The sequence below is a fragment of the Streptomyces sp. NPDC048392 genome, from assembly GCF_043200575.1.
In the GTDB taxonomy this organism is placed as follows: domain Bacteria; phylum Actinomycetota; class Actinomycetes; order Streptomycetales; family Streptomycetaceae; genus Streptomyces.
On sequence record NZ_JBICYB010000012.1, the window covers coordinates 136,392 to 159,794 of the forward strand.

Genomic DNA, 23,403 nt, shown 5'->3' on the forward strand with positions numbered 1-23,403 from the left:
ATTGTCCTCCAGCGGCGGCGACGGTGACGGCACGGAATAGATCCGGCCGCCGGGACGCTTCGACGTGTGCGGTGCCAATGCGCGGTGCCAATGCGCGGTGCCAATGCGCGGTGCCAATGCGCGGTGCCACCGCGCGGTGCGACTGTGCGGCGAAGGGCTGGTGGCGCATGACGGCAGGCCGGACGAACCCCGTGGTGAGCACTCCCCACGGCGCGGTACGCGGCAGGTACCAGGACGGGATCGCGGTGTTCCGGGGCATCCCCTACGCGGCCCCTCCCTTCGGACCGCGCCGGTTCCGCCCGCCCGTACCGCCCGAGCGCTGGAACGGAGTGCGCGACGCCGGCTCCTTCGGCCCCACCGCACCCAAACCGCCGTACTCCGAGGCCTTCGCCCAGTACCTGTCCGACCCGGTGATCCCCGGCGACGACTGTCTCAACCTCAACGTCTGGACCCCCGAGCCGGGTCCCGCGGCCCGCCTGCCGGTCCTGGTCTGGCTGCACGGCGGCGCTCTGACCAGGGGTTCCTCCGCCGTACCGGTCTATGGCGGCCGCACCTTCGCCCGCGACGGCGTCGTCTGCGTCTCGATCAACTACCGGCTGGGTGTGGAGGGCTACGGCCTGTTCCCGGACGCCCCCGCCAACGCGGGCCTGCGCGACCAGATCGCCGCCCTCCGGTGGGTGCGCGAGTCCATCGCGGCCTTCGGCGGCGACCCCGACCGCGTCACCCTCGCCGGCCAGTCCGCCGGCGCCATCAGTACCGGCGCTCTTCTCGCCGCGCCGCAGGCTCAGGGCCTGTTCCGGCGGGCCGTGCTCCAGAGCGGCGCACCCGAAGCCGCCGACCGCGAGAAGGTACGGCGGATGGTCCGGCGCGTGGCCGCCCGCCTGAAGATCCCCGCCACCGCCGAGGCCTTCGCCGCCGCCGACCGGGCCCAGCTGCTACGGGCCCAGGCCGAGGTGGGCAGGTTCAGCAGCCCCGTACTCGGCGGACCCGGGTTCGGCCTCGTCATCGACGGCGACGTGCTGCCCCACGATCCGCTGGAGGCGCTCGTCGAGGGCGCCGCGGCACCGGGCGTCGACCTCATGATGGGCTGGACCCGGGACGAGTACCGGCTCTGGCTCGTCCCCGGCGGCCTCGTGGAACGCGTCGACCGACTGGGCTCGGTGGCCCTCGGCGGTGCGCGTGCCCGCTGCCACTGCGGCAACGAGGTGGTACGCGGCTACCGCGCCCTTCGCCCCGGCGCGGGAGCCGCCGAGACCGTCGGCCAGCTGGTCACCGACCACCTGCTCCGCATCCCGCTGCACCGCGTGGCCGACGCGCGGCCCGGATCCTCGTACGTCTACGAGTTCGCCTGGCCGTCCGGCCTGCCCGGCCTCGGCGCCTGCCACGCCCTGGAGCTGGGCTTCGTCTTCGACTCGGGGGACACGCCCGACTCGCGCAGGCTCGCGGGCGAGGGTGCGCCGCAGGAACTGGCCGACGCGATGCACGGCGCGTGGGTGCGGTTCGCCGAGTGCGGTGACCCGGGGTGGGCGGCCTGGGACGCCACGCATCCCGTGCGGGTCTTCGGCGACGGCGCCCCGCGTACGGCCCACGGCCCGCTCGACACCGAGTACGACCTGTGGCAGGCCGACGTCACCGCGCGAGGAACGCGGGCCGGGCGGCTGGTACGACGGTGACGTGCGGGGCGACGGGTTTCGGCGGCGCGCAGTCGCGGATCTGGATGGCGGCGGGTTCGGTGGCGGGTTCGGTGGCGGCCTCCACGCAGTTGCCGCCGTCGTCGTCGTCACCGTCGTCACCGCCGTCGTCACCGCCGCCGCCGCCGGTGCCGGAACCGGCGGACAAGTGGGGCGTGGGGGAGCGCGAACCCGACAAGACCGTGTGGGGCGCTCAGGGAGCCGGAGTGGCGCCCGCCTGCTCGCGGCCCCACTCCCGGGCACCCGTCACCCGGCCGACGACCACCACGACGCCCAGCACCGCGCCCGCGGCGATCACGCGTCCGGCCCACGACCCGGACCCGGTCACCGGAACCACCGCGGCGGCGACCACCACACCGGCCCCCGCGCACGCCGCGACCGCCTCACCCCACACCCGCGCGGCCCCGCGCCCCCACCGCCACGGCCACGTCTCACTCGTCACCAGGTAGGCGACCAGCAGCCCGACCACACAGGCGCCCTCCCACCGAGCCGGGTCGCCGAACGCCGCGATCACCACTACGCCCCCCGCCACTGTCGTCGTACGGTGGCGCAGCAGCCGGTGGGACCACCAGGTGGACTCCAGCGACGGCCGTCGGTCGAGTGCGGGGGCCGCCCACGCCGCGAAGGCGACCGCGCATCCGAGCGGCACCGCCTGCCCCGCCGTGTCCACCGTCGCCCACGGCCGCCACGCCATCACGACGGCCGCCACCGCGAGCACCCGCACCGGCACCGTGCCGATCCAGTACCCGAGGTACTCCCGAAGGCCCACCCTCGTATCCAGCGCCGTCATCCCGCGCGTCCCCTTCCCCCGACCCGCCCCGACAGCAGCGGCGCCATCGCCAGGTCCAACGACTCGCCCACGACATGCCGGAGTACCGGCACCCCGCTGTCGCGCAGGGCGAACCGCATCGCGTCCCGCTCCGCGTGCCACAGTCGCAATCCCAACTCGCCGGCCACATCCCCGGGTTCCACCCGCGGGTCCCCGCTGGGGATCTCCACGACGACCGGTCGGCGCCCGCGGGCCTGCAGATCCCGCAGCACCTTCAGCACGCGTGCGTCGCTCAACGGGGTGAACACGTACACGAGGGCCCCCTCCGGCAGCGCGGGCGGCGGGACCCGCCCGAGGCCGGGGCCGCCGAAGTCGCGGTCCTTGCGGACGTCGAGGACGCTCTCGACGATGCGGTAGAACGCGGCGTTCCCGGTGCCCGGCGCCAGCCACCGGGTGGTACCCCCGGTCGAGACGACCCCCACCCGGTCGTGGGTGCGCAGATAGGCCCGGGCGAGCCCGGCAGCGGCCCGTACCGTCTCGTCCAGGGACGACAGCCCGGTCACCGGGTCCACGACGTCCCCGAAGGCGTCGAGCAGCATCACCGTGTCGGCGGCCCGCTCGGCCGCGAACCGGTGCAGCTGCACGGTCCCGCGCCGGGTGGTCGACGGCCAGTGGATGCGCCGCTGCCGCTCCCCGGGGACCCACGGCCCCACGCCGACGACCTCGACGCCTTCGCCGGACTGCGGCGAGGCGTGTTCGCCGAGCCGCTGCGGCAGCCGCGCCGGGATCGGCGTGAACCCGGCCTGCGCGGCGTGGGGGAACACGGACACCTCGGCCGTCTCGACGCGCACGGTGCGGCGCACGGTGCCCCCGGCGTCGTACACGTCGAGGTCCACCGGACCGAGCGACCAGCGTCCCCAGCTCAGCGCGGTGTGGCGCAGCGTCACCGTGGACGGGCCGACGGCGACCCCGTCGAGCCGCAGACCGGGGCCGAGCGTGACGCCGGGGTCGAGGCGCACGGCGTCGCCGTCGTGGGCCACCGAGATGCGGACGGTCACGGTGTCGCCCTCGAAGCAGCGCCCCGGCTCGACGGTCGTCGACGTCTCGATACGGCGGACGTGGGCGCGGGGCAGCGCGAGCACGAGCAGCACCAGCGGCGCCGCCGCGAGCGCCAGCAGCCACGCCCGGCCGGTGAGCAGCGCGGCGGACAGTGCGACGACGGCGACGGTCAGCAGACGCAGCGTCCGCTCGCCCGGCCGCGGACCGCCGGGCGGCGGGGGCGGCGGCTGCGCCGGTGAGGTGCGGCCCTCCAGAGCGCGGACCACCGCGGCGCTTGGCCGAGGCACGGACGCGTTCCCGGACACGGACCCGGACCCGGGCGCGGTCACGAGGACACGGCGGCGGACGTGCGCCGCGTCGTCGGTGTGCCGACGCCGTCGACCACCTCGCGCAGCACGTCGTCCGTGGACATCTCGCGCACCCACAACTCCGGGCGCAGCGAGACCCGGTGGGCCAGCGCGGGTACCGCCAGGCTTTTGACGTCCTCCGGGACGACGTAGTCGCGGCCGTCCAGCACGGCGCGGGCGCGCGCGAGCTGGACCAGGGCGAGTCCGCCGCGCGGCGAGGCGCCGATGCCGATGTGGGGGTGGTCGCGGGTCGCGCCGACGAGCGCGACGGCGTACTCCAGCAGGTCGTCGTCGATCTCCACACGCTCCACGACGGCCCGCCACGCCACGACGTCGTCCGGCCCGGCGAGCCTTTCGAGCACCGCCTCGGGCGCGGCCCGGTCCACCCGGGCCCGCAGCATCGCCAGCTCCTCCCGGGCGGTCAGATACCCCATCCGCACGCGCAGCTGAAACCGGTCGAGCTGGGCCTCGGGCAGGGAGTAGGTGCCCTCGTACTCCACCGGGTTGGCGGTGGCGACCACCAGGAACGGGTCGGCGAGCGGCCGGGTCTCGCCGTCGACGGTCACCTGCGACTCGGCCATCGCCTCGAGCAGCGCCGCCTGCGTCTTGGGCGGCGTCCGGTTGATCTCGTCGGCGAGCAGGAGGTGCGTGAAGACCGGGCCGGGGTGGAACACCATCTCGCCGGTGCGCTGGTCGTACAGCGGCGTCCCGGTGACGTCCGAGGGCAGCAGGTCGGGCGTGAACTGGATCCGGCGGAAGTCCAGACCGAGCGTGGTGGCGAAGGACCGCGCGAGGAGGGTCTTGCCGAGGCCCGGCAGGTCCTCGACGAGCACGTGGCCGCCGGCCAGCACCCCCAGCATGACCAGTTCGAGGGCGTCCGGCTTGCCGACGACGGCTCGGCCGATCTCGCGCAGTACGGCACCGGCCTGCTCGCCGACCTGCTCGGCGGTGCGGAGCCGGGGCGCGGAGGAAGTCGTCACGTCGGTTGGTCCTTACCGGTACGGGGGCTACGGGTGGGGGGTGCGCCGATGACTTCGAGCCGGTCGACGAGGCGGCGCAGCACGTCGACGGGCACCTCGCCGTCGGGACCGGCACGGGGTGGCTCGGGCCCGAGCCAAGGCCACAGGTCCGGCCCGATCAACTCGGCGGCCCGCTCCGGACGTTGTCCGAGCGACACATGGTGGTGCTCGGCGAGTGCCGCGGCGTACAGACGGCGCAGCTCCGGCCGGAGCACCGCACGGTAGTGGAGGGCGCCGTCGGGACCTGTGGAGGCGCCCACGTTCCGTCGCCACTCGCCCATGCCCTGGACCCGCGTCCGCAACAGCCGCACCTCGCCCCGGTATCCGGAGTCGAGGGCGCCGGCCCCGACGGCGTACCGGGCGACGAGCAGGGCCACGGCGACGAGCAGTGCCACGAGGGCACCGGCCGCCCCGGGGCCGTCCAGGAGCAGTACGAGCAGGACGCCCGAGCCGGCGACCGCTCCGCCGAGCAGTCCGAGCCGGCGCAGCGTGAGCATGTCCTCTCCCGGGGCCCCCTCCGCGAGCCGGTTCATCGCGCGGCCTCCGGCTCCCGGTCCCGGAGCAGTGACGCGATCTCCTCCAGGGCCCCGGCCGCGGCCTCCCTGTGCGAGCCGTCCATCGGGTGCGAGGAGTAACGGGCCTCGCGGAACAGCGCGGTGAGCCGCGGCGCGGCCGGGCCCGGGGCGAGACCCGCGTCGACGGCGCGGGTGAGCAGGTCGGAGGGGCTGTCGGAGGCGTGCCGCGGCACGCCGGAGGCGACGAGGGCGTCCTCCATCGCGGCGTAGCAGGCGATGACGGCCGCACGGGCGTCACCGGTGTCGGCCAGGGCGCGGCGGCCCGAACGCACGGCGGCCAGGAGCAGCCGCGCGTCGTCGTCCCCCGTCGCGGCACCCGCCGGGCCGGGGAGCTGCGGCATCCTCAGCCCGATCCGTCGCAGGCGCCGTACGACGGCCACCACGACGAGCACCACGACGACCGCGGCCACCACGGCGAGTACGAGGTACAGCGGCACGGAGGAGTGATCCGCCGGACTCCCCGTACGGTCCTGGGGCGGGGGAGCGACGAGGGCCGGCGTGGCGGCGGGTTCCGTCGCGAGTGGAGGCGGGGGACCGGACGTGGTGTCACCGGTGGAGAACCGGTGCAGGACCAGGGCCAGGACGCCGATGACGCCCGCCCCGGCGAGCAGCAGCGGCGCGGCGGCTTCCCGCAGCCGCTCCTCGCCCGGTGGCAGCGAGAGGCGTTCGGCACCGAACCGGGGGCGAAGGCGCCCGACGGCCGACGAGGCCGCGGCCGTCCAGGCGACGCAGGTGCCGATCGCCACGAAGCCCCAGTGGCCGAGCGGCCCCCTGCCGGAGTGCAGCAGCCCCTCCGCGGGCCGCAGGGCGAGCGCGGCCACGGCCAGCATCCCGACGACTCCGGCGGCGACCACCGTCCCGGGCACCCCCCGGCGCTTCGCCGGCTTCCCGTCCGTCATGCCGTCCCCCGCTGAACATTGCCCCCGAACGCCAGTTCACCGCCATCTTGGCACATGCCGCACCGGTCACCCCGGGGACAGGGTCCGGGCGACCGACGTGATCGTGTCCGGGCCCACCCGGCAGCAGCCGCCGATCAGCCGGGCCCCGCGCTCCCGCCAGTCCCGCGTCCGCTCGGCCGGGAACGACGAACGCCCCCGCCAGGCCCGCGCCTTCACGTCCCAGGTCTCTCCGCTGTTCGGATAGGCGACGACCGGCTTGCCGGTGACGCGGACGGCGGTCTCGACCGCGCCGGACACGTCCTCGGGCGCGCAGCAGTTGACCCCGACCGCGATCACCTCCGCCGCGTCGGCGGCCAGGGCGAAGGCCTCCTCCAGCGGCTGGCCGGCACGGGTGCGGCCGCCCGCGACGGTGTACGACAGCCAGGCGGGTACGCCGAGCCCGCGCACCGCCCTGAGCAGCGCCGCCGCCTCGTCGGTGTCCGGGACGGTCTCCAGCGCGAGGACGTCGGGCCGTGCGGCGGCCAGGACCTCCAGGCGGGGGCGGTGGAAGCGCTCCAGCTCGCCCGCGCCGAGGCCGCACCGGCCCCGGTACTCGGAGCCGTCCGCGAGCATCGCACCGTACGGGCCCGCCGACGCCGCCACCCACAGGCGGCGGGACGGCCGTGCCCGGCGGGCGGCCTCGCGGGCCGACTCCACACTGAGCGCGAGGAGTTCGGCGGCCCGCTCCCTCCCGATGCCGCGCCGCGCGAAGCCCGCGAAGGTGGCCTGGTAGCTGGAGGTGATCGCCACGTCCGCGCCCGCCTCGAAGTAGGCGAGATGGGCCCGGGTGACCGCTTCGGGGTCATCGGCGAGCAGCCGCGCCGACCACAGCGCGTCACCCAGGTCGTGTCCGGCCGCCTCCAGCTGATGGGACAGCCCGCCGTCGAGCACGAGCGGGCCGGAGGCGAGGGCGTCGGCGAAGTCGCTGGTCATGACACGAGGCTACGACGCACCGGCCCCGGGCTCCGGGGCCTTGTCCCCCGTGCGAGCTACGGCCGGGTGTCCACCGGGAGGTGACGATCTTGCGCCGCCGGATGCGTAGCGTCCGGTGCAGCCCGAGGCACGCCGGTCACGGGCCCGACGAAGGAGTTCCCGTGAGGTTCGTGTGGCAGTTCCTGGCCGTGCTGGCGGCCTACGCCCTCGGTGGCATCGCCGTCCAGGCGGTGCAGGACAACGACTGGCTCACCCTGGTCGTCGGCCTCGCGGCGGCCGCCCTGACGGTCTTCGTGTACACGTGGGTGGTGCGGCGCACCGAGCCCCGGCAGGCCCTGGAGGTGGCCCGGGAGGGCGCCGCGGCCAAGACCGGCCTGCGGTCGTCTTCGCCTACCGCCACGGACTGGTGACCTGACGCGGGCCCGGTCTGCCGGGACGCGTCCTCACCCGGTACGCGTCGTGCGGCCCCGCTCGCACGGCGTCCGGGGTGCTGTCCAGCCAGTGCCGACACACCCTTCGGTGAGGCCGGTCACGCCGATGGCCCACAGGCTGTCCTGCCACCGCGGCCGCGGCCGCGGACGGTCGTCGCCTCGCTCCGCGCCTGCCATGTCACCTCGCATGTCACCTCGCACGGGGAAGTCGTGGACGAACGGTGCGGATCGGGTACCCGCATCCGCCGGGAACACTTCGGCCGACACCGAAGCAACGGGCCCCTAGCGTCGGAAACATGAGCGACACACCCCCTGCCGGCGCGCCCCCCGTCCCCGCCCCCGCCCCCGCCACGTCCGCCGCCCCCGCCCCCGCCGCCCCCGCCGACGCCGCCCCCGCCACGTCCGCCGACGCCGTCACCGCCACGCCCGCCGACGCCGTCACCGGCATGGTCGAGCACGTCCTCGGCCTGGCCGCCACCTGGACCCGCTGGGACGGGACGCCCACCCGCGTCGACGGCCGCGTCCACACCCCGCACAAGGCGATCCGCCGGGTCGCCGACCACATGGTCGACCATCTCGCTGAGCTGGAGGCCCGGCTGGCGGGGGAGGAGACGCAGCCCGACCACTGGCACGCCTCCATGGTCACCACGGACGCCGACCGGGCGCCCTTCACGCCCGAGGACCTCGACGAGGCCCGCAGCCGCCTCACCCGCCTCGCCCGGATCTGGGCCAACCGCCTCGACGCGCTCACCGACGAGCAGCTCGACCACTCGCCCGGCGAGGGCTGGAGCTTCCGCCGGCTCGCCGTCCACCTCACGGAATCCGGGTACTACGCCGACGCGGTGGGTGACCTGTCGTGACCGCCTTCGCCGAGCTCCACCGCGCCGGTGGTCCCCTGCTGCTGCCGTGCGCCTGGGACCACGCCTCCGCGTTCGCCCTCGCCGGGCTGGGCTTCCGGGCGATCGGTACGACCAGCCTGGGTGTCGCGGCGGCGGGCGGCCTGCCCGACGGGGCGTCGGCGACCCGCGAGGAGACACTGCGACTGGCCCTCGCCCTGGGCCCGGGACCGTTCCCGCTGTCCGTGGACGCGGAGGACGGCTTCGGCGACGACCCGGACGCGGTAGGGGAGTTCGCGCGGCAGCTGGCGGCGGCCGGTGCCGCCGGGATCAACCTGGAGGACGGCCAGGGGCCGGTGGACCGGCACGCCGCGAAGATCGCCGCGGTCCGTTCGGCCGCCCCCGGCCTGTTCGTCAACGCCCGTACGGACACGTACTGGCTCGGTGACGGCGGAGGGGAAGGCCGCCTCGCGGAGACGTTGCGGCGCCTGGAGGCCTACCGCGAGGCCGGTGCCGACGGCGTCTTCGTCCCCGGGCTCACCGACCCCGCCGGGATCGCGGCCCTCGCCGCCCACTTCGACGTCCCCCTCAACGTCCTGTACTCGCCCACCGGACCCACCCTCGCGCACCTCACCGACCTCGGCGTGCGGCGCGTCAGTCTCGGCTCGCTGCTGTACCGGCGGGCGCTGGGCGCCGCCCTGGAGACGGCCGCCGGCATCCGGGCGGGCCGGATCCCCGGCCCGGCCCCCACGTACGACGAGGTGCGGGCGCTGAGCTGACTAGGTCCTGTCGTCCAACTCGCGTCGTCGCCCGGAGGGCGGCCCCGCGGCGTCGGATGCGTGCTCTCGGCGTGCCGGGTCCCGGGCCTCGTACTGGAGGTATCCGGGTCGGGGCCCGGTACGGCGAGGTGCGCGCATGACGTCGCCGGGCAGACCTGAGTTCGACGACAGGGCCTAGCTTCCGCCTGCGCCGCGTCGTTCCCGCGGCCAGTTCTCCAGTGCCACGTGCAGCGCCTCGACCGCCTTGTCCCAGGACGCCTGTACGTCCCGCGGGGCGCCGAAGCCGCCGGAGGCCTCCAGCGCGCAGTAGCCGTGGAAGGTGCTGCGCAGCAGGCGCACCGCGTCGGTGAGGTCGGGTTCGGCCAGGCCGTAGGCGCGGAGCATGCCGTGGGTGATCTCGGCGGTGCGGCGCAGGGCGGGGGAGCCGGCGACGAGGGACTGGTCGACACGGATGCGGGTCGCGGCGTAACGGCCCGGGTGGCGCAGCGCGTACGCCCGGTAGGCGTCCGCGAAGGCGGCCAGGGCCTCCTTGCCCGCCCGTCCGGCGACGGCCGCCGCGATCTCCTCGATCAGCTCGCCGCCGGCCAGCAGCGCGACCCGGACGCGCAGGTCCTCAAGGTTCCTGACGTGCGTGTAGAGGCTGGCGTCCTTCACCCCGAAGTGCCGGGCGAGCGCGGAGACGGTGACCGCCTCGAAGCCGGTCTCGTCGGCGAGGTCGGCGGCCGCGGCGACGACGCGGTCCGTGGTGAGACCCACTCGGGGCATGGGCCACCTTCCCGGCTTCCTGGAGCTCCTGGGTTTCATGCTAGGGCAGGCGGGACGGCAGCCCGGGATCACCTCCGAGTCGTTCAACGTTCATCTTCTGCCTCGATTCTCCTCACAGCCGCGCACGGCGGCTGTATCCAGGAGGATCTTTCATGGGGCACGGCCACGGCCACGGTCATCACCACCACGGACACGCTCACACCCACGACCACGAGACCGCGCAGGCCCTGCCCGCCGCCTTCGACCCGGGCGTCCCCGACGAGGCCCTGAGCCCCGAACAGCAGTCGCGGCGCGGCCTGCTGCGCCGCGCCGGCCTGCTCGGCGCCGGACTGGCCGCAGGCACCGTCCTCGCCCAGACCGCGACCGCCGCCCCCGCGCGGGCCACGGGCAACGGCCGCCGCGGGAAGGGCTTCCTGTGGCTCGCCGGTGACCACCACATCCACACCCAGTACAGCGGCGACGGCAAGTACCGCGTCGTGGACCAGGTCCGCCAGGGCGCCCGGCACGGCATGGACTGGCTGGTCATCACCGACCACGGCAGCGTCACCCATGCCAGGATCGGCGTGGAGAAGGTCAACCCGGACATCCGCGAGGCCCGCGACGCCTACGAGGACACCCTCGTCTTCCAGGGCCTGGAGTGGAACATCCCGGCAGCCGAGCACGGCACGGTCTTCGTCCACCCCGGCCGCCACGAGGTCGCCGTCCTCAAGCAGTTCGAGACCGACTACGACGGTGGCGTGAAGGGCGCCACCGACTCCACCCCCGCCAACGAGGCCCTCGCCATCGCCGGGCTCTCCTTCCTCGCCGACCAGGTCGAGCGGCGCAAGGTCAAGGACGCCCTGATGCTGGCCAACCACCCGGCCCGCAAGGGCATCGACTCCCCGCACGAGATCCGCGCCTGGCGCGACGCCACCTCCCGCGGCCGCCAGATCGCCGTCGGCTTCGAGGGCGCCCCGGGCCACCAGGCGGGCGGCCTGCCCGGACCCCTCGGCCCGGGCGGGGCCCGCGGTATCTACGACGGCGGCCGGAGCGCCAACTCCTTCGCCGGTTACCCGCTGGAGAGCTACCGCACCTGGGGCGGCTTCGACTGGATGACCGCCACCGTCGGCGGCCTGTGGGACAGCCTCATCGCCGAGGGCCGCCCCTGGTGGATCACCGCCAACTCCGACTCCCACCAGGTCTACGCCGACACCGGCGCCCGCGGCGGCGGCGACTTCAACGCCAACGGCCGCTACGACGACCCCGTCTACGGCGGACGGATCGACATCGCCCAGAACGACTTCTGGCCCGGCCAGTACAGCCGCACCCACGTCGGCTCCGACGGCTTCTCCTACGCCGCCGTCATGGACGGCATCCGCGCCGGCCGGGTCTGGGTCGACCACGGGCAGCTCATCAGCGGCCTCGACGTCCGGGTCTCGGGCGGCGGCCGCTGGGCCACCCTCGGCGGCGCCCTGCACGTCCGCAGGGGCACGCGGGTCACCCTGTCCATGGACGTCGCCCCGGCCGGCGGCGCCAACTGGGCGGGCTTCGTCCCGAAGCTGGCCCGCGTGGACGTCATCCAGGGCGACGTGACCGGACCGGCCGCCGACAAGGACACCTTCACCGCGCCGACCGCCAGGGTCGTCAAGTCGTACGAGGTGAACAAGGACAGCGGCACCGTCCGGCTCACCTACGACCTCGGCCACGTCGACCACCCCGTCTACCTCCGCACGCGCGGCACGGACGGCAACCGGTCCGCCGTCGGCCCCCTGGGCGCCAAGGTCGACCCGGCGGGCCCCGCCATCGACGTCGCCGGCGACGCCGACCCGTGGCGCGACCTGTGGTTCTACTCCAACCCGGTGTGGGTCCTGCCGTCATGACACCGCACGCCGCGCCGTACGTCCTCGGTATCGACACCGACGCGACGACCCTGCGCGAGGCCGACCGCCTGCTCCAGGCGCTGGCGGCCGAACTCGCCCTCCCGAAGGGCGTCCTCGGCTGCACGCACCTGGTGCGGGACGGCCGTCCGCGGGTCGCCCTGTCCCTCGCGGCCGGGGCGGAGCCGGTCCTGCGCACCGCCCGGGACCGGCTCACCGCCCGGGGACACGAGGTCCGCGACGGCGCGCCGGACGAGACCGGCCGCGCGGTCCTCTACCCGGGCGCGGACCGCCTCACCGGCACACTGACGCTCGCCGAGCTGCTCGCCCGCTCCGCCATCGACCGGGTGACCGTGCTGGGCACACCGGACGAGCCGTCCCCGGACACCCGGCTGGTCACCCGCGACCACGTCCGCCCGCACTGGCGGGACGGCCGCCTCGTCCTGGCCGCCATGCCCGCCGCGGGCGGCACGCTGGTGCCGTTCGAGGACCCCGCCCCGACCCCCTGCTGCGCGGACCACTGAGCGTGCGGAAGGAGGGAACGGGCACGGGGTCGGGCCGTGCTCAGCCCGCCAGCACCCCGCGCACGAACCCGTTGGTGAACTTCCCCGCCGGGTCCAGCTCCCCGGCCAGCGCCCGGAAGTCGGCCAGCCGCGGGTAGAGCGCGCTCAGCTCGCCCGCCGGCGTGGTGAACACCTTTCCCCAGTGCGGCCGGGCCGCGAACGGGGCCAGGGTCTCCTCCAGCAGCCGCACCACCGGCAGCACCGCCGCGGTGTCCTCGACCCAGGTGAAGTGCGCCGCCACGGTGTCCCGCCCGTGGGACGGGCTCAGCCACTGCTCGTCGGCGGCGACCGTGCGGATCTCGCAGGTCTGGAGAACCGGCGCGACGGTCTCCCGTATGGCGTCCACCGCGTGCAGGGCCGCCAGGGCGTGCTCCCGGGGCATCAGGTACTCCGACTGCAGCTCGGCACCGCTGCTGGGCGTGAACTCGGCGCGGAAGTGCGGCAGCCGCTCGTGCCAGGGCCCCGGTACGCCGAACTGCTCCGTGCAGTTCACCGCGGGCATGCCGGGCACGGGATGCATCTTCTCGGCGGCCGGAGCGGCGTACGGGAAGTCGGGCAGCGGTCGGTCGGTGCGGCGCTTGAGCCACACCTGCCGGAAGCCGGGCGCCCGCCAGTCGGTGAACAGGCTCACGCTGTACGCCGCCGCCATCACCGTCTCGAGCGTCGCCGTGTCCAGTCCGGCCAGCGGCAGCTCGGTGAAGACGTGCTGCTCGACCTCGTAGGCCGGTTCCAGGTCGAGAGTGAGCGCGGTCACGACACCCAGCGCGCCCAGCGAGGTCACCGCGCCGCCGAAGCGCTCGTCGTCCCGCGAGACGGTCACCGCCGAACCGTCCGCGGTGACCAGCTCCACCTCGCGCACCACCGAGGCCAGCGAACCGTTGCCCACCCCGGAGCCGTGCGTGCCGGTCGCCACCGAACCGGCGACAGAGATGTGCGGCAGCGAGGCCATGTTCGCCAGCGCCAGCCCCCGCGCGTCGACCCGCCGGGCCAGCTCCGCGTACCGGACGCCGCCGCCGACCCGCACCGTACGGGCCGCGGTGTCCACGTCCACCTCGGACGGCAGACCCGCCAGCGACAGCAGGACGCCCTCCGCGCCCGGCTCGGCGATCTCGTTGAAGGAGTGCCCGCTGCCCAGCACCCGCAGCCCGGCGCTGTCCGCCACCAGGGTCCGCAGCGCGTCGAGGGAGTGCGGCCGCAGCAGTTCCCCGGCCGTGTAGGTGATGTTGCCGGCCCAGTTGGTCACGGTGATGTCGCTCATATCGCGGAAACCTACCCGGCGCGCCTGGAGGGGCCCCGCCCGGGAAGACGCACGGCCGGGGGCATACCGTGAGAAGTCGAACGCCGGAGCTGGGAGGAGACACGGGATGGACAGCCGTACCGCGCTGGTCGAGGATCTGATGGAGCGGTTCCCGCACGTGCCGCGCGAGGCCGTCTTCAAGGAGGACCTCCTGCGCGGCGGTGTCGCCTTCGACCCCTCGGCGCTGAGCGACAACGAGGGGGGTGAGGTCAAGCCGAAGTCGTACTTCATCTTCTCCTTCGACCACGGCACCCTGCCCGAACTGGGCGAGGCCGCGCTGCGCCGCCCGCCCGAGGAGATCGTCCTCACCGGCGGCCCCTACGACCTGCGCCGCACCGTCGTCTCGGTCCGCGTGAACCCGGCCTCCCCCTACCGCGTCGCCGCCGACGAGCACGGCCGGCTCGGCCTGTACCTGGACGGCAGGCGCATCTCGGACGTCGGGGTGCCGCCGATGCCGGAGTACTACCGGCACACCCTCTCCAACCGGAAGTCGGTCATGGAGGTCGCCCCGACCATCCAGTGGGGCTACCTGATCTACCTGACCGTCTTCCGGGTCTGCCAGTACTTCGGCGCCAAGGAGGAGTGCCAGTACTGCGACATCAATCACAACTGGCGCCAGCACAAGGCGGCCGGCCGCCCCTACACGGGAGTCAAGGACGTCGAGGAGGTGCTGGAGGCCCTGGAGATCATCGACCGGTACGACACGGCGAAGGCCTCCACCGCCTACACCCTCACCGGCGGCGCGATCACCAAGACGGTCTCCGGACGCGACGAGGCCGACTTCTACGGCCACTACGCCAAGGCCATCGAGGAGCGCTTCCCCGGCCGCTGGATCGGCAAGGTCGTCGCCCAGGCACTGCCCAAGCCGGACGTCCAGCGCTTCAAGGACCACGGCGTACAGATCTACCACCCCAACTTCGAGGTGTGGGACGAGTACCTGTTCAAGATGTACTGCCCCGGCAAGGAGCGCTACGTCGGCCGCGACGAGTGGCACAGGCGCATCCTCGACTCCACCGACGTCTTCGGCGCGCGCAACGTCATCCCCAACTTCGTCGCGGGCGTCGAGATGGCCGAACCCTTCGGCTTCAAGACGGTCGACGAGGCCATCGCCTCCACCACCGAGGGCCTGCGCTTCTTCATGTCGCACGGCATCACGCCCCGTTTCACCACCTGGTGCCCCGAGCCCACCACCCCGCTCGGCAAGGCCAACCCGCAGGGCGCGCCGCTGGAGTACCACATCCGGCTCCTGGAGGCCTACCGCGCGACGATGGACGAGTTCGGCCTCTCCTCGCCCCCCGGCTACGGCCTGCCCGGCGCCGGCCGCGCGGTCTTCTCGGTCAGCTCCTTCATGGACAGCCTCCCGGAGGACGAACCCGTCGAGGTGTGAGCCCGGTCGGCAACGACGCGTGCGCCGGCGGGCCCCACACCTGACCCGCCGGTGCCGAACACGGCGCTTGTCAGTCGTGCGGAAGACGTGCGAAGCTCTGCGCCTGCCGTGAGGCCCTGCCCCAACTCCGTCACCGGTGCGCTGAGTTGGCCTCGCCCGTGGACGCAGTGGATGCAGGAGTCCGATGCCCGACCTGCCGAGCCCCCAGGACGCCGCCGAGGCCGCGCTGCACGCGGAGAGCTGGGACACGGTGCTCTCCTACGCCGACCTGTGCACGGCCGGATCAGAGGCGGCCGTCCGGTTGGCCACGGAGGCGTTCGGCCATGGACTGCGCGAGGTCCGCGCCGCCGACGCGGCCGCGGCCGGGACCGCCGCCCGCCGCCCGTCCCGGCTGCCCCGCATCCCGCTGCTCCTGACCGCCGTGCGCACCACCGCGGCGGCCTGGGAGGCCGCCGGGCAGGGCCACGAACTCGACTCCGACCTGCGGTTGTGGCTGCGCTCCGAGCGGGCCGCCCGCTACGCCGGACCGCCACCGCGGCGCCCGCTCGCGCTGCGCGGGCTCAGGGACATGCAGGCGCCGGACGCGGAACTGCTGTGGCTGGCCGACGTGGAGACCCTGCCGCTGCCCGTCGTGGCCCGCCGGCTCGGCCTCGACCCGGCCACCGCGTCCCAGGAACTCGCCCAGGTGCGCGACCTGTTCCGGGACCGCTGCCGACGGGGCCACCACGACGCACCCCCGAACGCCGGATGCCGCCCGTACGCCCGGCTGCTGGACGCGGTCACCAGGTCGCCGGCGGCCGACATCCCCGACGACCTCTCCCACCACCTCGCCACCTGCCCCGACTGCGCCGAGGCCGCCGCCTGTCTGCGCCCGGACGGTGCCGGACTGCCCGCCGCCCTCGCCGGCGGCGTGATCGGCTGGGGCGGCCGCGCCTACCTGGAACGCCGCCGCCGCGCCGCCGAGGCGCGCCTCGGGGCGGGGCGCCCGGCGCCGGGCGACGACGGCCGCGCCGACGGGACGCCGGACGGCGGCCACCGGACCCGCCTCGCCCGTGGGGGTCTGCTCGCCACGGCCGTCCTGGTCTCCCTGCTGGCGCTCACCGTCTCCCTGCTGCCCTTCGACGGCGCCGCCGAGGACACCGCGGCACCCGCCGGCACCCCGGACCGGCGCCGGATCACCGTCCCGGAGCCCACGCCGCCGCCGACCACGGACACCCCGCGGGCGCAGCCGCCGCCCGCCGCGACGCCGTCCGCCACCGACGCCACGACGCCCGGGCCGGACCGGACCCCGCCGCGCGAGGACCCCGAACCGGAGCCCCAGGGCACCGCCACGCCCACCGCGCCCACCGGGGTGCCACCCGCGGCGGACCCCGACCCCGCTGCCGCCGCCTGCCGCGTCCACTACGACCTCGTCAACCAGTGGCCCGACGGCTTCCAGGCCACCGTCACCGTCACCACCGCCGACGCGCTCGACTCCTGGCAGGTCGCCTGGACCTTCCCCGACGGCCAGCGCATCGGCCAGATGTGGGACGCGAACCACACCCAGAACGGCTCCCGGGTCACCGCCGGCGCCGCCGCGTACAACCGGTCCGTCCCCGCGGACGGCCGCCTGGCCTTCGGCTTCCTCGCCTCCTGGAGCGGTCGGAACTCACCGCCGTACGACTTCACCCTGAACGGCCGCGCGTGCGCGCGGCCCGCGCCCGGGTGACGCCGCCGGTGGGTAAGCTGGCCCGGCCCCGGACCTCACGATCCCCCGGCCGCGGGGCCCCGCGAACAGAGGGTGGTCGGCCTTGCTGTATCTCGCGTTTCTGCGCGGCCTGAACGTGCCGGGGCGCTCGGTGAAGATGGATCACCTGCGCGCTCTCTTCCGGGACATGGGATTCGACGCGGTCCGCAGCCACATCCAGAGTGGCAACGTCTTCTTCGAGACCGCCGAGGAGGACCGTTCGGTGCTGAGCCGGACCATCGGCGCCCATCTGCGCGAGGCCCTCGGCTACGAGGTCGCGGTCTGCCTGCGCACGATCCCCGAGATGGAGGAACTGGTCGCGCTCGACCCGTTCAGGGACATCACCGTCACCGACGGCATGCGCTGCTGCGTGGTGTTCACGACCGAGCGGATCGACCCCGGGCTGGAACTGCCGCTGCTCTCGCCCAAGAAGGACATGGAGATCATCCGGACCACCGGGTACGAGGCGTTCGTCGTCTGGTACCTGATCAAGGGCAGGGCGCCCACCGCCAAGGGGTTCCAGGAACGCCATCTCGGGCGCGACGCGACGACCCGGTACTTCCACACCGTCCTCGACATTCTCGACGCCGCCAAGAAGGGCGCGTCCTGAGGGAGGAGCACAATCCCGTGGCGTCCGGAGCCCCGGTGCTTCTAGGATGCACGCGTATCGAGCGGTGGCCGTGACCGGCTGCCGCCGTCGGCCGAGCAGAGAGCAGGAGGTGTGACCCGATGACTGTCATCGCGACGGGCGCTGCCCGCATCCGGAAGTCCGTCAAGTCCACCTCCGTGGCCACCGGCTGACCCACCTCTCCTTCCGCGTGCGACACGCGGACGCCGGGGCCGCCCTGTGAAGGGTCTCCCTTGAACCTCTCCTCTCCTTCGTCCTCCTCGCCCTCCCCCCACCCCCTCGCCCCCTACGGCTGGGACGCGGGATGGGAGTCGGAGTTCGCCCCGTACGCCGGACAGGGCTGTCTGCCCGGCCGGGTCGTCCGCGTCGACCGCGGGCAGTGCGACGTCGTCACCGCGGACGGCGTCCTGCGCGCCGACACCGCGTTCGTCACCCCCGACGACCCCCTGCGCGTCGTCTGCACCGGCGACTGGGTCGCCGTCGAACCGGACGGCACCCCGCGCTACGTACGGACGTGTCTGCCGCGCCGTACCGCCTTCGTGCGCTCCACCTCCTCCAAGCGGTCCGAGGGGCAGATCCTCGCCGCCAACGTCGACCACGCGGTCGTCGCCGTGTCGCTCGCGGTGGAGCTGGACCTCGCCCGGATCGAGCGGTTCCTCGCCCTCGCCTGGGAGTCCGGGGCACAGCCCCTGGTCGTCCTCACCAAGGCCGACCTCGTGCCCGACCCGGTGACCCTGGCGTACCTCGTGCGGGACGTGGAGGCGGCCGCGCCCGGCGTGCCGGTGCTGTCCGTCAGCGCCGAGCAGGGCGAAGGGCTCGACGTCCTGGCCGCCGTCGTCGGCGGCGGCACGGCCGTGCTGCTCGGACAGTCCGGCGCCGGCAAGTCCACCCTGGCCAACGCACTGCTCGGCGAGGACGTCATGGACGTGCGGGCCATCCGCGACGTCGACGGCAAGGGCCGGCACACCACCACCACCCGCAACCTCCTCGCCCTGCCCGGCGGGGGAGTGCTGATCGACACCCCCGGACTGCGTGGGGTCGGGCTCTGGGACGCGGGCAACGGGGTCGGGCAGGTCTTCGCCGAGATCCAGGAACTGGCCGACGGATGCCGGTTCCACGACTGCGCCCACGAGAGCGAGCCGGGCTGCGCCGTCCTCGCCGCCATCGACAGCGGTGAACTGCCAGAGCGGCGGCTGGAGAGCTACCGCAAGCTCATGCGGGAGAACCAGCGCATCGTCGCCAAGACCGACGCCCGGCTGCGGGCCGAGATCCGCAAGGAGTGGAAGCGCCGGGGCGCCGTCGGCAGGGCGGCGATGGAGGCCAAGCGGGGCGGCGGCCCGCGGTAGCCCGCCCGTCCGCCGCAACGTGATGTCCGATTTCCGCCAGCCCGGGTCCTCCGGCCTGGCGGAGACTGGACAGCGTGACACGGACAGCGGAGACAACCGGGACAGCGGCGTACGGGAACTCGCACGAGGACGGCAGGTACGAGGCCGTGCGGAGCCGGGACGCCCGGTTCGACGGCGCGTTCTTCTTCGCCGTCGAGACGACCGGCATCTACTGCCGGCCCAGCTGCCCCGCGGTCACGCCGAAGCGGCACAACGTGCGGTTCTTCGCCACGGCGGCCGCCGCGCAGGGCTCGGGCTTCCGGGCCTGCCGGCGGTGCCGCCCCGACGCCGTACCGGGCTCCGCGGACTGGAACGTCCGCGCCGACGTCGTCGGCCGGGCCATGCGGCTGATCGGCGACGGCGTCGTCGACCGCGAGGGCGTCGCCGGACTCGCCGGGCGGCTCGGCTACAGCGCCCGGCAGGTGCAGCGGCAGCTCACCGCCGAACTGGGCGCCGGACCGGTGGCCCTCGCCCGTGCCCAGCGGGCGCACACCGCGCGCGTCCTGCTGCAGACCACGGGCCTGCCGGTCACCGAGATCGCGTTCGCGTCCGGGTTCGCCAGCGTGCGGCAGTTCAACGACACGATGCGGGCCGTGTACGCGGCCACCCCGAGCGAGCTGCGCGCCACGGCCCCGGCCCGCGACCGGGCCTCCCGGCGCGCCGCCGCCCCCGCCGCCGGCGTCCCGCTGCGGCTCGCCCACCGGGGCCCCTACCAGCCGGGCCCCGTCTTCGACCTGCTCCGGCGGGAGGCCGTCGCCGGGGTCGAGGAGGTGAGCGGCGAACCCGGCCGCCGCTTCTACCGGCGCACCCTGCGCCTGCCCCACGGCACCGGGATCGTCGCCGTCCAGGAACGGCCGGGGCGGCCCGGCACGGGCAGTGGCGGCTGGCTCGAGGCCCGCCTCCACCTCACCGACCTCCGCGACCTGACCACGTCCGTACAGCGGCTGCGGCGGCTGTTCGACCTCGACGCCGACCCGTACGCAGTCGACGAGCGGCTCGGCGCCGACTCCCGGCTCGCCCCGCTGGTCGCCGCCCGCCCGGGGCTGCGCTCACCGGGCACCGCCGACCCCGACGAACTCGCGGTCCGCGCCCTGGTGGGGCGCGCGGAGGCCGAGCGGCTCGTCCAGCGGTACGGCAAGGCGCTCGACGCGCCCTGCGGTACCCTCACCCACCTCTTCCCCGAACCGGCCGTCCTCGCGGGGGCGGTCCCGGACGGCACCCCGGGCGCGCTCGCCGCCGCCCTGGCCGACGGGGCCGTACGCCTGGACCCGGGCGCCGACCGGGACGACGCCGAGCGCGCCCTGCTCGCCGTGCCCGGCCTGGACGCCCGTACGGCCGCCGTCGTGCGCACCCGCGCCCTCGGCGACCCGGACGTCGCCCCGCCCGGCCTCACCGTGCCCGACACCTGGCGCCCCTGGCGCTCGTACGCACTCAACCACCTGCGCGCAGCAGGAGAGTGGGAGAACGACCGATGACCACGACCACCACCGAGACGTACTGGTACGAGACCGACAGTCCCGTCGGGCGGCTGCTCCTGACCGCCGGCGCGGACGGGGCGCTCACCTCCCTGTCCGTGCCCGGGCAGAAGGGCGGCCGGAGCGTTAGGGACGGGTGGCGGCACGACACCGGGCCCTTCCGGGACGCCGAGGAGCAACTCGGCGCCTACTTCGCGGGAGAGCTGAAGGAGTTCCGGCTGCCGCTGCGCGCCGAGGGCACCGCCTTCCGGGAGCGCGTGTGGGCCGCCCTGGACGACGTGCCCTACGGGGCGACGACGACGTACGGCGAGATCGCCGCGCGCATCGGCGCCTCGCGGCCGGCCGTACGCGCCGTCGGCGGTGCGATCGGCGCCAACCCGCTGCTGATCCTGCGCCCCTGCCACCGCGTGATCGGCGCCGACGGCTCCCTGACCGGCTATGCGGGCGGCATGGAACGCAAGACGCGGCTGCTGTCGCTGGAGGGTGCCGCGCTCAGCCGGCCAGGACCGCTCCCAGCCACGCCCCGGTGATCAGCAGACAGGCGAACAGTTCCGCCAGCAGATCGGCGCCGCCCGCGCGCAGCGCCGTCCGCAGTGACGCCATCGCCTCGCCGTGCCGCCCGAGCCGCAGCCGCTCGGCGAGGTAGACGCCGCCCATGAAACCGGGGACCGCCCCGAGAACGGGGATCAGTACGAAGCCGAGGACGGCACCCGCGCCCCCGTACGCCATCAGCCGGCGCATGGCCCGGTCCCGGTTCCGCCGCCGGTCCGGCAGCGCCCAGCGCACCGCCCGGGACAGCAGCAGGACGACGGTGGCGCCCACCAGCACCGCCCACGAGAGCGGCTGCGGGTTCTTCAGCGCCCACCACGCGACCCCGGCCCACACCAGCCAGGAGCCGGGCATGCCGGGCAGCAGCACGCCGCACAGCCCGAGCAGTATGACCAGGCCGGCCAGCAGGAGGTCCCACGCTCCCATCTGTCCAGGGTGCGGGAGCGGGGCGCGATCCGCAGAAGTGCGGCGTGGTGGCCGGGGCGGGGTCAGTGTCTCCTGGCCACCCAGTCCCGTTCGTAAGCGTGCCAGCCCAGCTGCAGCCGGGTCGTGACCCCGGTCAGCTCCATCAGGCGCTTCACCCGCCGCTGCACGGTCCGCAGGCCCAGGTCGAGCTGCTTGGCGACGCTCGCGTCGGTCAGCCCGGCAAGCAGCAGGGAGAGGATCTCCAGGTCGGTACCGTCGGGGGCGTCCGGGCCGTGCTCGGTCACGCCGGACGCGCCCAGACGCAGCGGGAGGGCGTCCCGCCACACCGCCTCGAACAGGCCCGACAGCAGCTCGAGCAGGCCACTGGCGTGCACCACCAGCGCGGCGGGCTCCGACGAGCGCGCGGTGAGCGGCACCAGGGCGAGGGACCGGTCGGCGACGATCAGCTTGGTCGGCACCCGGTCCACGACCCGGACCTGCTCGTCGCGGCCCAGCGCGGCGGTCAGCTCGGTGATGCCGGTCGGCTGGCCGAGGACCGACCGCTCGACCACCACGCGATAGCGGACGCCGCGCCCGGTGGCCTGCTCCTCCGCGTCGTTCTCCATGCCGGTCACGGCGACCGGTTTGTCGGTGACCAGCGCGCACACCTCCTCGCTCGCGCCGAGCTGGAGCTGGAGGAAGCGCTGGGCGACCGCCGCGGCGCCGGTCACCACTTCCACCAGGTCGTGCACCGCGGGCTCGGCCGCCGCCGCCCGGTACTCCTCCGCCAGCAGCGCCGCCGCCAGCTCCGCCTTCTCCAGTTCGTGCCGCTGCTGGGTGAGCAGCGCGCCCAGCGCGACGCCCGGCGGTGCGGCGACCCAGCGCCCCGGCCGGGCCGAGGACTGGGCCGCGAGCCCGTTCTGCTCGAGCCGGCGCAGCGCACGCTCGGTGTCCCGCTCGCCGAGCGCCAGCCGCCGCGCCAGATCGGGCACGTCGGCGGCGCCCACGGACACCAGTGCCCGATAGGCCGCCTCGTGCGTGTCCTCGAGACCCAGCACTCCCAGCATCCGGCGTCGCCCCTCCCCGAGAACCATGACCGCCACCCGGGCGGTCGTCCGTGGCGGGAAACGGCCACGGCGCAAACCCGCCTCCGGACATCATCGCCGTACCGCCGGTCACTCTGCCAAGGTGGCGTCGCCGAGCGGTTCTCCCGTGGGGGGTGGAACCGCTCGGCCACCCCACCTCGTAGGACCGCTCGACGCGTCCCCCGACACGCCGTCCGGCGCGCGCCGGTGCACCCGAATTTCCCGATGCCCCGTTCTCATCCGGCTCCGTCGGTGGACAATCAGGAGCATGAGTCAGCAGGGGGGAAGGCCCACCGGTCCTGAGGACGACTGGTGGGGGCAGCTGTACGACGCCTCCACCGGCGACACCGGCCCCACGGCCGCGCCCGATTCCCTGGACGACCGCTTCGCGTCGGTGTCGGGCACGGTGGCCCGCGGACCGGACCACGGCACCGGGGAGGCGGCACAACCGCCTGAGGGGGAGGCGGCACAACCGCCTGAGCCGGACCCCGCTCCACCCGATCCCCCCGCCACCCGCACCCCCCCTCCGGCCGCCCCCCGGCCCCCCTGGTGGGCCCCGGCGAAGCCCCCGGGCGTCCCCGGCCCCCGCAGCACGGACCCGGCGAGCGGTGGCGGCCCTCCACCCCCTCAGGTCCCGCCGCGTGCTGGTGACACCCCGCACGGGAGCGGCCCTTCGCGCCCCGGAGGCCCGTCGCGCGCCGACGACGTGCCGCGCGACGGCGGTCCCCCGGGCCATGCGGACTCGCCGCGTGGTGACGGCGCCTCGGGCGGCGGTGGCTTTCTGCGCCGTGGGGACTCGCCGCGTGGTGACGACGCTTCGGGCGGTGGTGGTTTCCTGCGCCGTGGGGACTCGCCGCGTGGTGACGGCGCCTCGGGCGGTAGCGGACTTCCGCGCCCTCCCGGCC

Annotated in this window: 23 protein-coding genes; 12 read left to right on the forward strand and 11 right to left on the reverse strand. The window is 74.9% G+C overall.

Going from position 1 to position 23,403, the window contains the following annotated elements; translation table 11 throughout:
• Positions 1-167 precede the first annotated feature (167 nt).
• The gene (locus ACGFYH_RS18495; protein ID WP_393804185.1) at positions 168-1,673 is read left to right on the forward strand and encodes a carboxylesterase/lipase family protein; all 1,506 of its coding nucleotides are present in this window, start codon (positions 168-170) and stop codon (positions 1,671-1,673) included.
• On the opposite strand, the gene ACGFYH_RS18500 is transcribed toward ACGFYH_RS18495, so the two are convergent.
• The 7 genes from ACGFYH_RS18500 to mmuM all read right to left on the reverse strand — a co-directional run bounded on the left by ACGFYH_RS18500 (position 1,630) and on the right by mmuM (position 7,331).
• Complete coding sequence (locus ACGFYH_RS18500) at positions 1,630-1,839, reverse strand: hypothetical protein (RefSeq protein WP_393804186.1); 210 nt, start codon at positions 1,837-1,839, stop codon at positions 1,630-1,632. The genes ACGFYH_RS18495 and ACGFYH_RS18500 overlap by 44 nt on opposite strands.
• Positions 1,840-1,884: 45 nt before the next feature.
• A complete protein-coding gene (locus ACGFYH_RS18505) occupies positions 1,885-2,481 on the reverse strand; it encodes a hypothetical protein (RefSeq protein WP_393804187.1) in 597 nt (198 codons plus the stop codon).
• On the reverse strand, positions 2,478-3,806 hold the full coding sequence (locus ACGFYH_RS18510) for a DUF58 domain-containing protein (protein WP_393804188.1): 1,329 nt from the start codon (positions 3,804-3,806) through the stop codon (positions 2,478-2,480). Before ACGFYH_RS18510 ends, ACGFYH_RS18505 begins: the two co-directional genes overlap by 4 nt.
• Positions 3,807-3,844: 38 nt before the next feature.
• On the reverse strand, positions 3,845-4,846 hold the full coding sequence (locus ACGFYH_RS18515; protein WP_393804189.1) for an AAA family ATPase: 1,002 nt from the start codon (positions 4,844-4,846) through the stop codon (positions 3,845-3,847).
• Positions 4,843-5,382, reverse strand: coding sequence for a hypothetical protein (locus tag ACGFYH_RS18520; protein ID WP_393804190.1), 540 nt, complete (start codon positions 5,380-5,382; stop codon positions 4,843-4,845). The genes ACGFYH_RS18515 and ACGFYH_RS18520 overlap by 4 nt, the downstream gene beginning before the upstream one ends.
• 32 nt (positions 5,383-5,414) lie before the next feature.
• Positions 5,415-6,359, reverse strand: coding sequence for a DUF4129 domain-containing protein (locus ACGFYH_RS18525; RefSeq protein ID WP_393804191.1), 945 nt, complete (start codon positions 6,357-6,359; stop codon positions 5,415-5,417).
• A 66-nt stretch (positions 6,360-6,425) separates the two neighbouring features.
• On the reverse strand, positions 6,426-7,331 hold the full coding sequence (mmuM, locus tag ACGFYH_RS18530; protein WP_393804192.1) for a homocysteine S-methyltransferase: 906 nt from the start codon (positions 7,329-7,331) through the stop codon (positions 6,426-6,428).
• 161 nt (positions 7,332-7,492) lie between these two features.
• On the opposite strand from mmuM, the gene ACGFYH_RS18535 reads away from it, so the two are divergent.
• The 3 genes from ACGFYH_RS18535 (at position 7,493) to ACGFYH_RS18545 (ending at position 9,377) form a co-directional block, all read left to right on the forward strand.
• Entirely contained in the window at positions 7,493-7,741 is a 249-nt protein-coding gene (locus tag ACGFYH_RS18535; protein ID WP_393804193.1) for a hypothetical protein, read from the forward strand.
• 467 nt (positions 7,742-8,208) lie between these two features.
• Complete coding sequence (locus tag ACGFYH_RS18540) at positions 8,209-8,622, forward strand: hypothetical protein (protein WP_393804247.1); 414 nt, start codon at positions 8,209-8,211, stop codon at positions 8,620-8,622.
• Entirely contained in the window at positions 8,619-9,377 is a 759-nt protein-coding gene (locus ACGFYH_RS18545) for an isocitrate lyase/phosphoenolpyruvate mutase family protein (protein WP_393804194.1), read from the forward strand. The genes ACGFYH_RS18540 and ACGFYH_RS18545 overlap by 4 nt, the downstream gene beginning before the upstream one ends.
• 174 nt (positions 9,378-9,551) lie before the next feature.
• On the opposite strand, the gene ACGFYH_RS18550 is transcribed toward ACGFYH_RS18545, so the two are convergent.
• Positions 9,552-10,142, reverse strand: a complete 591-nt coding sequence (locus tag ACGFYH_RS18550; protein ID WP_393804195.1) for a TetR-like C-terminal domain-containing protein — start codon at positions 10,140-10,142, stop codon at positions 9,552-9,554.
• Positions 10,143-10,294: 152 nt separating this feature from the next.
• Here ACGFYH_RS18550 and ACGFYH_RS18555 point away from each other — a divergent pair, with 152 nt between their 5' ends.
• Both ACGFYH_RS18555 and ACGFYH_RS18560 read left to right on the forward strand, forming a co-directional pair.
• A complete protein-coding gene (locus ACGFYH_RS18555) occupies positions 10,295-12,001 on the forward strand; it encodes a PHP domain-containing protein (RefSeq protein ID WP_393804196.1) in 1,707 nt (568 codons plus the stop codon).
• Positions 11,998-12,522 (forward strand): hypothetical protein, encoded by a 525-nt coding sequence (locus ACGFYH_RS18560; protein ID WP_393804197.1) that lies wholly within the window; start codon positions 11,998-12,000, stop codon positions 12,520-12,522. The genes ACGFYH_RS18555 and ACGFYH_RS18560 overlap by 4 nt, the downstream gene beginning before the upstream one ends.
• Before the next feature lie 40 nt (positions 12,523-12,562).
• Here ACGFYH_RS18560 and ACGFYH_RS18565 read toward each other — a convergent pair whose 3' ends face one another.
• Positions 12,563-13,819, reverse strand: coding sequence for a D-arabinono-1,4-lactone oxidase (locus tag ACGFYH_RS18565; RefSeq protein ID WP_393804198.1), 1,257 nt, complete (start codon positions 13,817-13,819; stop codon positions 12,563-12,565).
• 106 nt (positions 13,820-13,925) lie between these two features.
• Here ACGFYH_RS18565 and ACGFYH_RS18570 point away from each other — a divergent pair, with 106 nt between their 5' ends.
• From ACGFYH_RS18570 to ACGFYH_RS18595, 6 genes are all read left to right on the forward strand, one after another.
• Complete coding sequence (locus ACGFYH_RS18570; protein ID WP_393804199.1) at positions 13,926-15,245, forward strand: radical SAM protein; 1,320 nt, start codon at positions 13,926-13,928, stop codon at positions 15,243-15,245.
• 184 nt (positions 15,246-15,429) lie between these two features.
• A complete protein-coding gene (locus ACGFYH_RS18575) occupies positions 15,430-16,953 on the forward strand; it encodes a cellulose binding domain-containing protein (RefSeq protein WP_393804200.1) in 1,524 nt (507 codons plus the stop codon).
• Positions 16,954-17,035: 82 nt separating this feature from the next.
• Positions 17,036-17,581 (forward strand): DUF1697 domain-containing protein, encoded by a 546-nt coding sequence (locus ACGFYH_RS18580; RefSeq protein ID WP_393804201.1) that lies wholly within the window; start codon positions 17,036-17,038, stop codon positions 17,579-17,581.
• A gap of 251 nt (positions 17,582-17,832) precedes the next feature.
• Positions 17,833-18,945, forward strand: a complete 1,113-nt coding sequence (gene rsgA, locus ACGFYH_RS18585; RefSeq protein ID WP_393804202.1) for a ribosome small subunit-dependent GTPase A — start codon at positions 17,833-17,835, stop codon at positions 18,943-18,945.
• Positions 18,946-19,019: 74 nt separating this feature from the next.
• Positions 19,020-20,459 (forward strand): DNA-3-methyladenine glycosylase 2 family protein, encoded by a 1,440-nt coding sequence (locus ACGFYH_RS18590; protein WP_393804203.1) that lies wholly within the window; start codon positions 19,020-19,022, stop codon positions 20,457-20,459.
• Entirely contained in the window at positions 20,456-20,989 is a 534-nt protein-coding gene (locus ACGFYH_RS18595; protein WP_393804204.1) for a methylated-DNA--[protein]-cysteine S-methyltransferase, read from the forward strand. The genes ACGFYH_RS18590 and ACGFYH_RS18595 overlap by 4 nt, the downstream gene beginning before the upstream one ends.
• On the opposite strand, the gene ACGFYH_RS18600 is transcribed toward ACGFYH_RS18595, so the two are convergent.
• Positions 20,952-21,434 carry a DUF456 domain-containing protein gene (locus ACGFYH_RS18600; protein WP_393804205.1) on the reverse strand — a complete coding sequence of 161 codons (483 nt, stop codon included), beginning with the start codon at positions 21,432-21,434 and terminating at the stop codon, positions 20,952-20,954. The genes ACGFYH_RS18595 and ACGFYH_RS18600 overlap by 38 nt on opposite strands.
• 62 nt (positions 21,435-21,496) lie before the next feature.
• On the reverse strand, positions 21,497-22,480 hold the full coding sequence (locus ACGFYH_RS18605; RefSeq protein WP_393804248.1) for a helix-turn-helix domain-containing protein: 984 nt from the start codon (positions 22,478-22,480) through the stop codon (positions 21,497-21,499).
• Positions 22,481-23,403: the final 923 nt, after the last annotated feature.

Excerpts from the sequence above, each read along its gene's own strand:
- ACGFYH_RS18495 (WP_393804185.1), top strand. The coding sequence starts at position 168 with ATGACGGCAGGCCGGACGAACCCCGTGGTGAGCACTCCCCACGGCGCG.
- ACGFYH_RS18505 (WP_393804187.1), bottom strand. The coding sequence starts at position 2,481 with ATGACGGCGCTGGATACGAGGGTGGGCCTTCGGGAGTACCTCGGGTAC.
- ACGFYH_RS18520 (WP_393804190.1), bottom strand. The coding sequence starts at position 5,382 with ATGCTCACGCTGCGCCGGCTCGGACTGCTCGGCGGAGCGGTCGCCGGC.
- ACGFYH_RS18525 (WP_393804191.1), bottom strand. The coding sequence starts at position 6,359 with ATGACGGACGGGAAGCCGGCGAAGCGCCGGGGGGTGCCCGGGACGGTG.
- mmuM (WP_393804192.1), bottom strand. The coding sequence starts at position 7,331 with ATGACCAGCGACTTCGCCGACGCCCTCGCCTCCGGCCCGCTCGTGCTC.
- ACGFYH_RS18540 (WP_393804247.1), top strand. The coding sequence starts at position 8,209 with ATGGTCGAGCACGTCCTCGGCCTGGCCGCCACCTGGACCCGCTGGGAC.
- ACGFYH_RS18550 (WP_393804195.1), bottom strand. The coding sequence starts at position 10,142 with ATGCCCCGAGTGGGTCTCACCACGGACCGCGTCGTCGCCGCGGCCGCC.
- ACGFYH_RS18555 (WP_393804196.1), top strand. The coding sequence starts at position 10,295 with ATGGGGCACGGCCACGGCCACGGTCATCACCACCACGGACACGCTCAC.
- ACGFYH_RS18560 (WP_393804197.1), top strand. The coding sequence starts at position 11,998 with ATGACACCGCACGCCGCGCCGTACGTCCTCGGTATCGACACCGACGCG.
- ACGFYH_RS18565 (WP_393804198.1), bottom strand. The coding sequence starts at position 13,819 with ATGAGCGACATCACCGTGACCAACTGGGCCGGCAACATCACCTACACG.
- ACGFYH_RS18570 (WP_393804199.1), top strand. The coding sequence starts at position 13,926 with ATGGACAGCCGTACCGCGCTGGTCGAGGATCTGATGGAGCGGTTCCCG.
- ACGFYH_RS18575 (WP_393804200.1), top strand. The coding sequence starts at position 15,430 with ATGCCCGACCTGCCGAGCCCCCAGGACGCCGCCGAGGCCGCGCTGCAC.
- ACGFYH_RS18595 (WP_393804204.1), top strand. The coding sequence starts at position 20,456 with ATGACCACGACCACCACCGAGACGTACTGGTACGAGACCGACAGTCCC.
- ACGFYH_RS18600 (WP_393804205.1), bottom strand. The coding sequence starts at position 21,434 with ATGGGAGCGTGGGACCTCCTGCTGGCCGGCCTGGTCATACTGCTCGGG.
- ACGFYH_RS18605 (WP_393804248.1), bottom strand. The coding sequence starts at position 22,480 with ATGCTGGGAGTGCTGGGTCTCGAGGACACGCACGAGGCGGCCTATCGG.